Consider the following 12,759-nt stretch of genomic DNA (forward strand, 5'->3'; position numbering starts at 1 on the left):
TCTTTGCATGTACGGGGACCGGGTGGAAATAGGGGAAGCCGCGCGCAGGTGCGCGCGCGGGGAGCTTAGCCAGAAAAACTTAACCTGGCCTTAGAGAGAGGGGACTAGCCGGCCTTGCCGCTGGCCGTCCATTTTAAAAATGCGTCGCGGTTGCGCGAGCAGATAAACACTTTGCCCGAACCGGAAAAGCGCAGCACAATGCCTTCGCCGCTGGTCACGCTGTTGACGATATTGCCGAGGAAGCCGCCGATGCCGCCGCCGTTGGCGCCGCCACCCGTGGTCACGGAAATCTCGTATTTCAGGCTATTGTCCCAGCAGACGACGTGGGAATTGTCGATCACGACATCCTTGCCCGGTTCGACGTCGAGCTGGAACATGGAGCCGAAGCCCGACACCACGACTTGCCCCGTGCCTGCCGTTTCCATGACGAAGAAGCCACCCGACTGGGCGAACAGCGCGTTGCCGATGCTTTGCGTGCGCACCTTCATCTCCGTGCCCGAGGTGGCGGCGACAAAGGCGCCGTCGTTGAGCAGGTATTGGCGCGCGCCCACGTCGACCACTTCGATGGCGCCCGGCAGGGTAGGCGAGAGCAGGCAGTCGCCGCTGCCGCGCACCGCTTCGATATGCTGCTGGAAGAACGATTCGCCATTCGCGAAGCGGCGCATGATGGCGCTGCCCAAGCCGCCCGTCATCTTTCCTTTCAAGTCCAGCGCCGTTTCCATCATCACCATCGCATCGGATTCGCAATAGATGGTTTCGCCCTGCTTCATGCTGACGTGCAGGAAAGGATCGACGTCGCCCGTGACACTAAATACTGGCATGATAAATCTCCAAAAAAAAGCCGCCTGATGATATTCAGGCGGCTGCGTTTAGCTTATGAAAAAATCAAGCGTTGACGCCGAACGAGCGTGCGAGTGGGCCCAGGCCGCCATTGAAGCCCTGGCCGATGGCCTTGAACTTCCATTCGCCGTTGTGGCGGTAGATTTCGCCAAAGATCATCGCTGTTTCCGTCGAGCTGTCTTCGGACAGGTCGTAGCGGGCGATTTCTTTTTCGCCTTCCGCGTTCAGGCAGCGGATGAAGGCTTTCGAGACCATGCCGAAATTCTGGCGGCGCGCGTCGGCGTCGTGAATGGTGACGGTGATGCTGATGCGGTCGATGTCGTTTGGTACGCGTGTCAGGTCGATTTCGAGGCGCTCATCATCGCCTTCGCCTTCGCCGGTCGTGTTGTCGCCCGTGTGCACGACGGAGCCGTCGGTCGACTTCAGGTTGTTGTAGAAGATGAAGTCAGAGTCGCCACGGACTTTGCCGTCGTTCTTCAGGAGGAAAGCGCTGCCGTCAAGGTCGAAGGTGGCACCATCCGTCGAACGCGGATCCCAGCCGAGGCCGACGATGATCTTCTTCAGGTTCGGTGCTTCCTTGCTCAGGTTGACGTTGCCGCCTTTTTGCAAACTGATTGCCATGTGGTGCTCCTTTTCAATAAATAACTCAAACATGCCTTCATGGGATGAGCGCAAGGCGCTCGTGCCATTACTCTCTCAATTGGGGGCGGAACCCCCGATTTCAAGCTTGTGCCGCGTGCCGTTTGCGATAACGCAGGGACGACCACAGCGAGACCAGGATGAAAGCCACGCCCGACAGGCCCGTGAACCACTCCGGAATATGGTACTTGACGGACGCCAGCATGATCAAGGCGAGGATGCCGATCGCATAATGGGCGCCGTGCTCCAGGTAGACGAATTCGTCCAGGGTGCCCTTGTGCACCAGGAACACCGTCATCGAGCGCACGAACATGGCGCCGATGGCAAGGCCCAGCATGATGATGACGACGTCGTTGGTGATGGCAAAGGCGCCGATCACGCCGTCAAAGCTGAACGAGGCATCCAGCACTTCCAGGTACAGGAAGCCGCCGATGCTGCCGCGCGCCACCGTTTTGACGAGATCGCCATTGCCGCTTTTGGCTGGCGCGGCGCCTTCTTCGTCATCCTGCAAGTCCGGTTCGCCTTCTTCCAGCAAGCCGCTGATCCAGTTCACGCCGATATACACGGCGATGCCGACGATGCCCGAGGCCAGCACGCTGTATTTTTCTTCCGCAGGACCCATCGCCACGCAGGCGGCCACGGCGCCCATGGTGATCAGCACGGCCAGGCTTTCAGTGCCCAGCGCATTGACTTTTTCCTCGGCCCAGCCCAGCCAGTGCAATTCCTTTTCGTCGTCGAACAGGAAGTTCAGGAACACCAGCAGCAGAAAGGCGCCGCCGAAGGCCGCCACCTGCGCGTGGTTGTCCGTCAGGTGCTTGGCATACACATCCGGCGTCGTGGTGGCCATGGTCCACACATCGACCAGGCCCAGGCCCGTGGCCACCGAGACGATGACCAGCGGGAACAGCAGCCGCATGCCGAAGACGGCCACGAGGATACCGACCGTCAAGAACAGTTTTTGCCAGAAGGCATTCCAGTGACGCAAGACCGAGGCATTCACCACGGCATTGTCGAATGACAGCGACACTTCCATGACGCCCAGCACGCCCGTGATCCACAGCGCCTGGATCAAGCCGGACATGCCGCCATGGCTGTAACCCCACCAGCCCGACACCGCCATCAGGACAAAAGTGACTAAAAAGGAAATTCTGAAATGCCGCATGAGGACCCCGTTGCAAGTGTGAAAGACGTTTGATTATCCGCGCCGCTGTGCGCGCCGCACTCAGTGTTGATATACGTCAATTGTTGTATATGCCATGATTTTATATTAGTTGCCGCCGGGAGCTGCGTTTTTTAGGCTGACGCCAGACAGTTTTGCTGGCGCGGACGATCTGCGATAATTGCGGCGCGCCCCTCCGGCCGCCGCAGTCTTTTGCACACTCTATACATATAAGAAGGAATACCCCGTGGATATCGCTTACCTCGTCACGCCCCTGATCACCTGGATCCTGGTCGGACCGATCAAATTCCTGATCAACAGTGTCCGCACGCGGCAATGGGCGTTCGGCCTGGTCGGCAATGGCGGCTTTCCCAGCAACCATAGCGCCGTCGTTTCCAGCATGGCAACCCTGATTGCCTTGCGCGAAGGCATAGGCCATCCCGCCTTCGGCGTGGCAGTGACTTTGGCCTTCATCGTCATCATCGACGCCAACAGCTTGCGCCAGCACGTGGGCAAGCAGGCCGCGGCCATCAACCGACTGGCCGGGGAAGCGGCCAGCGCCGCGCACAAGACCTTGCGCGAGCGCATGGGCCATACCCTGGTGGAAATCGCCGGCGGCCTGTGCACGGGCGTGGCCATCGGTTTCCTGGTCAACACCATTTTTGGCCGCTAAGTTCGCTTCCCCTGAAACGCAAGACCCCGCTTGAAGGCGGGGTTTTGCGTTTCAGGGCGTAAAAACTACGTTTCATCCATTGATTAAGGCATTACAGGAAACGGCCGATTGACATGCCCGGACACGCTCATGGATACTTTGGCGCTTGTGGTTTTAATAAAAAATAAATGCCTGCTACAGCCTGCTACCCTATCCGGGGAGCCGGGACGCTAGCGGTGCTATCTATCCGGAGAATTACCCATGTTGCGCAAAACCCTGCTTGTTCTGGCAATTGCTTCTGTCCTGGCCGCCTGCGGCAAAGAGTCCAAAGATCCTGGCAAAGGCACTGGCAACGGGGGCAAGGATGAGACGGCCAGCGCCGCCGTCAATCTGCTGGTATCGCCGGAAGACCTGCTGACCATACAGAGCAATGCGCTGGCATCGGGTCCCGTCATCACCGGTTCCGTGCAGCCCGAGCGCAACGCGGACTTGCGCGCCGAAGTGTCGGCCGTGGTGATCCAGGTCATGAAGGAAAATGGCGAGGTCGTCAAGCGGGGCGACGTGCTGGTGCGGCTGGACGAAACGTCCATCCGCGACAGCCTCAATTCGGCCGAAGAAGCCAGCCGTGCCGCCGGCCAGGTGCTGGAGCAGTCCGAACGCATGTTCCAGCGCATGAAAACCCTGCGCGCCTCGGGCATGACGTCGACGCAGGCGCTGGAAGACGCGGAAATTCGCCGCAACAATGCGCAAAGCGATTTGTCCGCCGCGAAGAGCCGCGCCGCCCAGGCGCGCCAGCAGTTGCAGCGCACCCTCGTGCGCGCGCCGTTTGACGGCATCGTGAGCGAGCGCAAGGTGTCGAATGGCGATACGGCGCAAATCGGCAAGGAATTGATCAAGGTCATCGATCCAACCAGCATGCGCCTGGAAGGCCTGGTGTCGGCCGACAAGATCGGCATCGTCAAGGTGGGCCAGCCCGTGCTGTTCCGCATCAATGGTTATCCGGGCCAGGATTTCTCGGGCAAGGTGCGCCGGGTCGATCCTGCCGCCAACGCCGTCACGCGCCAGGTGGCCGTGCTGGTCGATTTCAATGACAAGGAACAACCGCGCGTGGCCGGGCTGTATGCGGAAGGGCGCATCGAGACAGACAGCATCAGTGCGCTGATGATACCCGACTCGGCCCTGGTGAAGGCGGGCGACGTGACGTACACGTGGAAAGTCAAGGACAAGGCTTTGCATAAAGTCACACTGCGCATCGGCGCGCGCGATGTGCGCACGGGCCAGTGGGAAGTGCAAAGCGGCCTGGCCAGCGGCGACACCGTGCTGCGCACGCCCGGTTCGACCTTCAAGGATGGGCAGAAAGTGGAATTGACGGCCGGCAAGACCGCGCCGGCCGCCGCCATGGCCAGCAGCAGCGCCGCCGTTGCCGGTAAAGGAAACTAAGCCATGTTCCTTTCCGATTTCAGTATCAAGCGGCCCACCGCCACCATTGTCCTGATCCTGGCCATGATGTGCGTCGGCTTGCTGGCGCTCAAAAAACTGCGCGTCAACCAGAACCCGGACGTCGAAGTGCCCTTCATCGTCGTCAGCATTCCTTACCCTGGCGCCTCGCCCGATACGGTCGAGCGCGAAGTGGTGAACCGCCTGGAAAAATCGTTGCAGAGCATTTCCGGCGTGACCGAAGTCAACAGCGATTCGAATGAAGGTTCGGCCAGCATCTTCCTGAAGTTTTCCTTCAATACCAATTTGATCGAAGCGTCCGACAATATCCGCAATGCGATTGCCGCCGTGCGCTACAAGTTGCCGACGGAAATGCGCGAGCCTATCTTGCAGCGCATCGACCCGGCTGCCGAGCCGATCATGCAACTGGCCCTGTCGTCGAATTCGCAAAGCCATGCGGAAATTTCGCGCCTGGCCGAGGACGTCCTGTCTGACCGCTTCCGCACCGTCGATGGCGTGGCGCTGGTCAACGTGGGCGGTTCGCTCAAGCGCGAACTGTCCGTGCTGCTGCGGGCGGAAAAATTGCGTGAGTACAATGTGTCCGTCAGCGACGTCGTCACCGCCTTGCGCAATCAGAACACGAATGCGCCCGTGGGCAAGGTGCGCGGCATCCTGGACGAAAAAAGTATCCGCCTCGTCGGCCGCATCGAGTCGCCTGCCGACTTCGAGAAAGTGGTGATCAAGCGCCGCGGCGAGGAAATCGTGCGCCTGGCCCAAGTGGCCACCATCCAGGATGGCTTTGCCGAAGTCAACAGCCTGAGCATGCGCAGCGGCAAGCCCAACGTGGGCATGTCGATCACCCGCGTGCGTGACGCCTCCACCGTCAGCGTGGCCAACAAGATCCGCGACATGGTGGCGGAAATTAACAAGACCTTGCCGAAAGGCACGATCCTGCAAGTGACGCGCGACGGCGGCGAAAACGCCCAGCATAGCCTGAATAATGTGATCGAATCGCTGGTGCTGGGCGCCGTGCTGACGATTTTCGTCGTCTACGCTTTCTTGAACTCGTGGCGTTCGACCCTGATCACGGCGCTGAGCCTGCCAACGTCCGTGATTGCCGCCTTCATTGCCGTTTGGCTGTGCGGCTTTACCCTGAACTTCATGACCCTGCTTGGCCTGTCGCTGGCCATCGGCGTGCTGATCGATGATGCCATCGTGGTGCGCGAAAACATCGTGCGCCACATGCAGATGGGCAAGGACCGCCGCACGGCCGCGCTGGAAGGCACGGCCGAGATCGGCATGGCCGTGGCCGCCACGACCTTCTCCATCATCGCCGTCTTCATTCCCGTGGCCTTCATGCCCGGCATCTCTGGCGAATGGTTCCGCCCGTTTGCCTTGACGGTGACGTGTTCGGTGCTGGTCAGCCTGGGCATCTCGTTTACGCTCGATCCCATGCTGTCGGCCTACTGGGGCGACCCGGTCGAGGAACACTCGGCGCCGAAAAAAGGTATCGGCCGCGTGCTGGAAAAATTCAACCACTGGTTCGACCACCAGGCCGACCGTTATGGCCGCGTGATTGCCTGGGCACTGCATCACCGCCGCTGGATGGCTGTCATCGCTTTCGGCAGCCTGGTGGGCGCCATCGCCCTGCACGCCACGCATGGCGGCACGAGTTTCTTGCCGGCATCTGATTCGGGTAACTTGATGATCAATGTCCGCACGCCTTCGTCGAGCAGCATCGAGTATTCGCGTTTGAAACTGGAAGCGGCGGCCGTGCTGGCGCGCACCTTGCCTGAAACCAAGGATACCAATAGCTCGATCAATGCGGGCGGTGGCAGAGTGTATGTCGACATCGGCAAGCGCAACACCCGCAAGCGCTCGGCCAAGGAAATCGCCGTCGAGCTGCGCGAGAAAATGTCGCGCCTGGTGGGCGCCGAATACGTGGTGCAGGATGACTTGAGCAATGGTTCGCAAAAACCGATCCAGGTGGAATTTACGGGTCCGGATTCGCGCAAGCTGATGGCCATCACGAATGCCTACATGGACAAGCTGCGCGCCATTCCCGGTGCCGTCGACGTGGGCCTGTCCGAGCAAGACCCGAAGAACGAGCTGCAGATTGAGCTCAACCGTGGCCTGGCCAATTCGATGGGCATTTCCGTCAATGATGCGGCGCAATCGTTGCGCGTGGCGTTTGCCGGCGTGGAAGTGGGCGACTGGGTCGATCCGACGGGTGAAACGCGCGATGTGGCCGTGCGCCTGCATCCCGATGACCGCGTGGCGTCGGAAAACATCGAGCGCCTGCCGATCAGCGTGACGGGCACGTCGCAAATGGTGCCGCTCGACCAGATCGCCACCATTACCATGGGCAAAGGCCCGTCCGGCATCGAGCACAAGAATGGCAAGCGCACGATTACCGTGTCGGCCAATGCGCAAGGCCGCTCGAACGGCGAAGTGACGACCGACGCCATGAAACTGGCCAAGTCCATCGACTTCCCGCCCGGCTACGGCCTGGCGCTCGGCGGCGCCGGCCAGGACCAGCAAGAGCTGTTCACGGAAATGCTGATCGCGTTGGTGATGGGCATCGGCCTGATGTATTTGATCCTGGTGATGCAGTTTGGTTCATTCACCGCGCCCGTGGCCGTGATGATGTCCTTGCCGCTGAGTCTGATCGGTGTCGTGGTGGCGCTGGTGATCACGAATAACACCCTCAATCTGATGAGCTTTATCGGCATCATCATGCTGATGGGTCTGGTCGCCAAGAACGCCATCTTGCTGCTCGACGCGGCGCGCAAGCGCGAAGAAGAGGGCCATGGCCGCGAAGACGCGCTGATGTATGCAGGCCGCATGCGTTTGCGTCCCATCCTGATGACGACGTTTGCCCTGATCGCCGGCATGTTCCCCGTGGCGCTGGGCTTGGGCGAAGGCGGCGAGTTCTACCGTCCTTTGGCGATCGCCATCATCGGCGGTACCATCACCTCGACGATTTTGACCCTGCTGGTCGTGCCGACCTTCTATGACAGCATCGAAATCGCCCGTGATGGCGCCGTGGCCAAGTTCCACCGCCGCGCCGCGCGCATGCCGGTGGCCGTGGCCATGATACTGACCCTGCTTGAATGCGTGCTGACCCTGCTGCTGGTGCGCTTCGTCTATCGCATGTTGAAAAAGGCCGTGTTGTTTCTGATGGGACGCCGCGCGCCGAAAGCGGTGTCGGTCAGCCTGCAAAAATAAGTCTCGCCAGCTTCTGCTGCGTAGTACTTGTGCCAAATCAAAGAGCCTTCTTCGGAAGGCTCTTTGTCGTTTGAGGCAGGGCCGTCGAGGCGCTTTTTAGCGGCTGTCTGGCGCTGCTGTGCACGGGCAGGCGGTCGAGGAGCGCAGGCGCTCGTCGGCCACCACGGAGCGCACGCCGTCCGCATCGCTGCGTGCCAGCATGGCTTGCGCCGTCTGCTGTGCCCGCAATTACGGCGAACACAGCACGACGCTCGGTTGTTGTGATGGGGGAGGGTGGCGAACCAGTCGCGCCGCTGCTAGCGGACTTAAGCGGCGTGTTCCGCTTCGTCCAGGTCGGGCGCGTCGTCGCTGTTGTAGACGGCCAGGTCGGTTTCGCCCATGACCCGGCTGGTGACGGTGCCGGCCGTAATCGAGCCGCTCACGTTGAGGGCCGTGCGGCCCATGTCGATCAACGGTTCGACGGAGATCAGCAAGCCGGCCAGCGCGACGGGCAAGTCCATGGCCGACAGCACGATCAGGGCGGCAAACGTGGCGCCGCCGCCCACGCCGGCCACGCCGACGGAACCGATGGTGATGATGGCCAGCAAGGGCAGCAGGAAGCTGACGGTGAACGGGTCGACGCCGACGGTGGGGGCGATCATCACGGCCAGCATGGCCGGGTAGATGCCGGCGCAGCCATTCTGGCCGATGGTCGAACCGAATGAGGCGGCGAAGTTGGCGATGCCTTCCGGCGTGCCCAGGCGCTGGGTTTGCGTCTGCACGCTCATCGGGATCGAGCCGGCGCTGGTGCGCGAGGTGAAGGCGAAAGCCAGCACGGGGAAGACTTTTTTCACGAAGCGCAGCGGGTTCAGGCCGACGCCGGCGATGATGGCTAGGTGCACCAGGAACATCAGGATCAGCGCGCTGTACGAGGCGACGACGAAGTTGATCAATTTCAAAATGTCCGTGTAGCTCGACGAGGCTACCACTTCAAACATCAGCGCGAACACGCCGTAGGGCGTCAGGCGCAGCACCAGGGTGACCATGCGCATGACGATGGCGTGCGCCACTTTCATGAAGCTTTCGAAAGAGGCAAAGATTTCCGGTTTCTTCGCCGCGATGCCCGTGGCCGAGATGCCGATGAAGATGGAAAACACCACCACGGCGATGGTCGACGTCTTGCGCGCGCCCGTCATGTCGAGGAAGGGGTTGGTCGGCACGAAGCTGACCAGCAGTTTCGGCAGCGACAGGGCTTTCGCTGTTTCCAGCGAACCTTGCAGCTGCACGCCGCGCGCCACTTCGGCGGCGCTGGACGTCAGTCCGACAGCCGTCAGGCCGAACAGCTTGGCCATCAAAATGCCCAGCGCGGCGGCGATGGTGGTGGTGATGAGCAGGGTGCCGATGGTCAGCGCGCTGATCTTGCCGAGGGAGCTGGCGTCCTTGAGTTTCAGGATAGCGGAAATGATGGAGACCATGATCAGCGGCATGATGATCATTTGCAGCAGTTTTACGTAGCCGCTGCCGACGATGTCGACGTATTCATTGGTGCCCGCGATGATGGGCGAACCGGCGCCATACAGCGCTTGCGCGGCCGCGCCCAGCAGCACGCCCAGGCCCAGGCCCGTGAAGACGCGCACGGTAAATGTCGCGTGTTTGCGTTGCTGCTGGAACATGAAAGCGAAGACGATCAGCGCAACGAGCAGGTTCAGGATGATGTTAATTGCCATGAAGGGGCCTTATCTTGGTTTTATTCGAGACTGCAGAGAGCATGAGAACTTTACTACAAGTAATTGCTGCCCCAGCCCGGGGCGAAAGGGCAAGCACTGTACAGGACTATGGGGGCGTTTTGCGCAATACCGCTGCGAATATTACGCTATATAAATATGCTGCACAGGCATAAGCGCAGATATAGGTCTGCCGGACGATTGTGAAAAGGAAGATTTCATGCCAGCATGGTACGTTTGTTCGTTTGCTAATCTGGCGTGCTATTTTTTAAGGAAAAAGATGAATGCTTTAACGGAAGCTCAAGTACTCGATGCGGAAGAGCGCTTGCGCCTGGCCATGATGGCCTCCGATGTGGCTGTACTAAATGCGTTGCTGGCCGACGACTTGTTGTTCACCAATCACCTGGGGCACTTGCTGAGCAAGCATGCGGACCTGGCCGCACACGAGCAGCGTTTGCTGACCATCACCGATCTGCGCGCCTCCGAGCGCCATGTGCGCGTCAATGGCCAAGTGGCCGTGGTCTCCGTGCACATGCAATTGACGGGCAGTTATCACGACGTGGAAACGCATGGCGACTTCCGTTTTACGCGCGTATGGGCGCAGAATGCGACCGGCGCGCTGCAAGTGATCGCCGCCCATTCGGGCGTCGTGGCATAGGAGTGGTTGAGTGGATCATCGTTCCAAAGGGCAGTTGTTTGAAGCTGTCATCGCCGCTGGTCCGGCCACCCTGGCCATCACGGCCGGCTACCCCGTGCTGCTGTACCACCTGGTGCGCAGCTGGGCCGACGCCCCGGGCGCGAATGCCCTGGCCGCGCTATTGCTGACGGGGGGCTTGTGGGCCTTGCTGGAATTCTGGCGCATCGCCCTGGCAACGGTGGCGCGCAAGGCGTATGCGTTCAATTGGCGCTTCTGGCTGGCCATCGCCGGTTTTCTTGCCTGCTTCGTGCGCTTCGTGCCGGACATGCCGGCCGGACTGATGCTGCTGTTGCTGGTACTGCCGGCGCTGGCGTGGACGCATTTCATCTTGTTGCAGGTCAAGCGGCCAACCAATCTCTAGGATTTATTCCGTGCTGTCTTCCACTTTCAGCCAGGCGATCCGTCCATTGCCCGCCTCATGCAGATGGGCCAGCAGGGCGGTGGCAGCCGATTCAGGCAGGCTGAAGTCGAACAGCACGGCCTCGCTGTGTGCCACGTTCAGCAGGGTGGCGCCGGCGCCATCGAGCTCGCGGCGCAGCATGCCTTCCATCGCATATGGCAGCGTGCAGCGCAGGGTGCGCTGGCGCACGATGGCCGTTTTTTCCGCCTGCAATAGGGCCTGCGCCACACTATCCGTGTAGGCGCGCACCAGGCCGCCCGCGCCCAGCTTGATCCCGCCGAAGTAACGCACCACGGTCGCCAGCACGCCTTCCAGGTCCTGGTGGCGCAGCACGTCGAGCATGGGCCGCCCGGCCGTGCCGCTCGGTTCGCCATCATCGACGGCCGCCGACTGCCCGCCCGCCAGCAGGGCCCAGCACACATGGCAGGCGCCCGGATGCTGCGCCTTCAAGTCATTGACCACCTGCTGCGCGCTGGCGCGGTCCGTCATCGGCTGCACACAGCCGATGAAACGGCTTTTCTTGATGATCAGTTCGCTGTGGACGGGGGTGGCAATGGTAAACGGCATGGCGGATGCGAAGGCGGGCAAAGCAGCATGATAGAGGAAATGCGCGCCGGGTACGAGCCTGTGCCCGCTCACGCGGCGGGGCGGGCCACCAGTTCGCTCAGCGCTGCGTCGCGCACTTGCACAATGTCGAACAGTCCCAGCGCGTGCAGGGCGGGCAGGGCGTCGAGGATGTCGCGCTCGGCAATGGTCCGTTCTGCGACGCTGGCGGTCTCGTCCAGCCACAGCCTGGCATTGGCGAGGAAGGCAGCCACCGTGCCCTTGCGCACGGTGACGCCATTGAACTGGCCCTGGTTTTGTTGATCGGCTAATACGTCTTCTGCACGCATGATGAGCTCCTGAACGATGGAAAGATTCCACTGTATGATGGCGGGATTGTCTTGCCTGCGTTGTTTATGTCATTCAATACGTCAAATCCGCCAATCTTGCCCACGCAGTCGCTGCCGTTGCGTGCCATACGCATTGCACAGCCGCAGGAACGGGTGACGGCGGCGCATCGCCATGCCAGCGGCCAGTTGTTCGGCGCCATGCGGGGCTTGCTTTCCGTTGCTGCCGACAGCGGGCAGTGGGTGGTGCCGGCCAGCCATTGCGTGTGGATGCCGCCCCACCACGTCCATGCGCTGCGTTCGCATGGCCCGTTTGCGGGCTGGAGCGTGTATGTGGACGAAGCCAGTTGCGCCAGCTTGCCTGCGGCGCCTTGCGTGATGCGCGTCTCGGGTTTGCTGCGCGAAGCGGTGGACCGTGCCAGCAGCTGGGGCGATGGTGCGCTGCAGGCACTAGACGAGCGGCAGGCCCGGGTGGCGGGCGTGATCCTCGACGAGATCGCCGCCACGCTGCACGAGCCCTTCGGCTTGCCCTTGCCCACGGACCCGCGCCTGCTGCGCGTGGCGCGCGCCATGCTCGATGACCTAGCCGACGAGCGGGGCGTGGAAGCGTTGGCCGCCTGGGCCGGCGTGTCGCCGCGCACCCTGGCGCGCCGTTTCACGAGCGAGACGGGCTTCACGCCCTCGGCCTGGCGCCAACGCGCCCGCATCCTGCGCGCCCTGGAACTATTGGCTGCCGGCCAGCCCGTGACAAATATTGCGCTGGACCTGGGCTACGACAACGTCAGCGCCTTTATTGCCATGTTCAAGCGGGTGATGGGAGTGACGCCGGGCAGGTATGGGGAGCAGGTGGAATTGTTGCCGCGCAAAAACAAAAAAGCCAACCGCGAACGGTTGGCTTCTTCATAGCATTTGGTAGGCCGTGCGGGATTCGAACCTGCGACCAACGGATTAAAAGTCCGCTGCTCTACCAGCTGAGCTAACGACCCAAAAACTTTTTACAACAACTGCGGTAACGCTGTGCGCTGATGCTTGCCATGGCGGCATGCAACGGACTGCAAATTCTTGGTAGGCCGTGCGGGATTCGAACCTGCGACCAACGGATTAAAAGTCCGCT

The 12,759-nt window shown here is 61.2% G+C and carries 12 protein-coding genes and 1 tRNA gene; 6 read left to right on the forward strand and 7 right to left on the reverse strand.

Features of this window, described 5'->3' with window-relative positions; translation table 11 throughout:
* Positions 1 to 104 precede the first annotated feature (104 nt).
* The 3 genes from K0F85_RS23200 to K0F85_RS23210 all read right to left on the reverse strand — a co-directional run bounded on the left by K0F85_RS23200 (position 105) and on the right by K0F85_RS23210 (position 2,641).
* Positions 105 to 821, reverse strand: coding sequence for a TIGR00266 family protein (locus tag K0F85_RS23200; protein WP_101480265.1), 717 nt, complete (start codon positions 819 to 821; stop codon positions 105 to 107).
* Between the two features lie 64 nt (positions 822 to 885).
* On the reverse strand, positions 886 to 1,461 hold the full coding sequence (locus K0F85_RS23205; protein ID WP_219118288.1) for a TerD family protein: 576 nt from the start codon (positions 1,459 to 1,461) through the stop codon (positions 886 to 888).
* A 100-nt stretch (positions 1,462 to 1,561) separates the two neighbouring features.
* Positions 1,562 to 2,641 carry a DUF475 domain-containing protein gene (locus K0F85_RS23210; RefSeq protein WP_219118289.1) on the reverse strand — a complete coding sequence of 360 codons (1,080 nt, stop codon included), beginning with the start codon at positions 2,639 to 2,641 and terminating at the stop codon, positions 1,562 to 1,564.
* Positions 2,642 to 2,885: 244 nt separating this feature from the next.
* On the opposite strand from K0F85_RS23210, the gene K0F85_RS23215 reads away from it, so the two are divergent.
* The 3 genes from K0F85_RS23215 (at position 2,886) to K0F85_RS23225 (ending at position 7,955) form a co-directional block, all read left to right on the forward strand.
* Entirely contained in the window at positions 2,886 to 3,311 is a 426-nt protein-coding gene (locus K0F85_RS23215; protein ID WP_219118290.1) for a divergent PAP2 family protein, read from the forward strand.
* A 240-nt stretch (positions 3,312 to 3,551) separates the two neighbouring features.
* Entirely contained in the window at positions 3,552 to 4,730 is a 1,179-nt protein-coding gene (locus K0F85_RS23220; protein ID WP_219118291.1) for an efflux RND transporter periplasmic adaptor subunit, read from the forward strand.
* A gap of 3 nt (positions 4,731 to 4,733) precedes the next feature.
* Positions 4,734 to 7,955 carry an efflux RND transporter permease subunit gene (locus tag K0F85_RS23225; RefSeq protein WP_219118292.1) on the forward strand — a complete coding sequence of 1,074 codons (3,222 nt, stop codon included), beginning with the start codon at positions 4,734 to 4,736 and terminating at the stop codon, positions 7,953 to 7,955.
* Between the two features lie 305 nt (positions 7,956 to 8,260).
* Here the strand turns inward: K0F85_RS23225 and K0F85_RS23230 are convergent, their stop codons facing one another.
* Positions 8,261 to 9,661 (reverse strand): L-cystine transporter, encoded by a 1,401-nt coding sequence (locus K0F85_RS23230; RefSeq protein WP_219118293.1) that lies wholly within the window; start codon positions 9,659 to 9,661, stop codon positions 8,261 to 8,263.
* A gap of 277 nt (positions 9,662 to 9,938) precedes the next feature.
* Between K0F85_RS23230 and K0F85_RS23235 the strand changes: the two genes are divergently transcribed.
* On the forward strand, positions 9,939 to 10,316 hold the full coding sequence (locus tag K0F85_RS23235) for a nuclear transport factor 2 family protein (RefSeq protein WP_219118294.1): 378 nt from the start codon (positions 9,939 to 9,941) through the stop codon (positions 10,314 to 10,316).
* A 10-nt stretch (positions 10,317 to 10,326) separates the two neighbouring features.
* Entirely contained in the window at positions 10,327 to 10,716 is a 390-nt protein-coding gene (locus K0F85_RS23240; RefSeq protein ID WP_219118295.1) for a hypothetical protein, read from the forward strand.
* Between the two features lie 3 nt (positions 10,717 to 10,719).
* On the opposite strand, the gene K0F85_RS23245 is transcribed toward K0F85_RS23240, so the two are convergent.
* Positions 10,720 to 11,322: a YigZ family protein gene (locus K0F85_RS23245; RefSeq protein WP_219118296.1), complete on the reverse strand. Its 603-nt coding sequence runs from the start codon at positions 11,320 to 11,322 to the stop codon at positions 10,720 to 10,722.
* A gap of 68 nt (positions 11,323 to 11,390) precedes the next feature.
* A complete protein-coding gene (locus K0F85_RS23250) occupies positions 11,391 to 11,648 on the reverse strand; it encodes a hypothetical protein (RefSeq protein ID WP_219118297.1) in 258 nt (85 codons plus the stop codon).
* Between the two features lie 66 nt (positions 11,649 to 11,714).
* Here K0F85_RS23250 and K0F85_RS23255 point away from each other — a divergent pair, with 66 nt between their 5' ends.
* Positions 11,715 to 12,551, forward strand: coding sequence for a helix-turn-helix domain-containing protein (locus tag K0F85_RS23255; protein ID WP_219118298.1), 837 nt, complete (start codon positions 11,715 to 11,717; stop codon positions 12,549 to 12,551).
* Positions 12,552 to 12,555: 4 nt separating this feature from the next.
* Here the strand turns inward: K0F85_RS23255 and K0F85_RS23260 are convergent.
* Positions 12,556 to 12,631 (reverse strand) — tRNA-Lys (locus tag K0F85_RS23260).
* Between the last annotated feature and the right edge of the window lie 128 nt (positions 12,632 to 12,759).

Origin of the sequence: Janthinobacterium sp. UMAB-56 (assembly GCF_900095265.1) — a bacterium.
Taxonomy (GTDB): Bacteria; Pseudomonadota; Gammaproteobacteria; order Burkholderiales; family Burkholderiaceae_D; genus Janthinobacterium.

Bases quoted from the DNA above. Each gene is read 5' to 3' on its own strand.
- K0F85_RS23225 (WP_219118292.1), top strand. From the start codon at position 4,734: ATGTTCCTTTCCGATTTCAGTATCAAGCGGCCCACCGCCACCATTGTC.
- K0F85_RS23230 (WP_219118293.1), bottom strand. From the start codon at position 9,661: ATGGCAATTAACATCATCCTGAACCTGCTCGTTGCGCTGATCGTCTTC.
- K0F85_RS23220 (WP_219118291.1), top strand. From the start codon at position 3,552: ATGTTGCGCAAAACCCTGCTTGTTCTGGCAATTGCTTCTGTCCTGGCC.
- K0F85_RS23235 (WP_219118294.1), top strand. From the start codon at position 9,939: ATGAATGCTTTAACGGAAGCTCAAGTACTCGATGCGGAAGAGCGCTTG.
- K0F85_RS23210 (WP_219118289.1), bottom strand. From the start codon at position 2,641: ATGCGGCATTTCAGAATTTCCTTTTTAGTCACTTTTGTCCTGATGGCG.
- K0F85_RS23255 (WP_219118298.1), top strand. From the start codon at position 11,715: ATGTCATTCAATACGTCAAATCCGCCAATCTTGCCCACGCAGTCGCTG.
- K0F85_RS23245 (WP_219118296.1), bottom strand. From the start codon at position 11,322: ATGCCGTTTACCATTGCCACCCCCGTCCACAGCGAACTGATCATCAAG.
- K0F85_RS23250 (WP_219118297.1), bottom strand. From the start codon at position 11,648: ATGCGTGCAGAAGACGTATTAGCCGATCAACAAAACCAGGGCCAGTTC.
- K0F85_RS23205 (WP_219118288.1), bottom strand. From the start codon at position 1,461: ATGGCAATCAGTTTGCAAAAAGGCGGCAACGTCAACCTGAGCAAGGAA.
- K0F85_RS23200 (WP_101480265.1), bottom strand. From the start codon at position 821: ATGCCAGTATTTAGTGTCACGGGCGACGTCGATCCTTTCCTGCACGTC.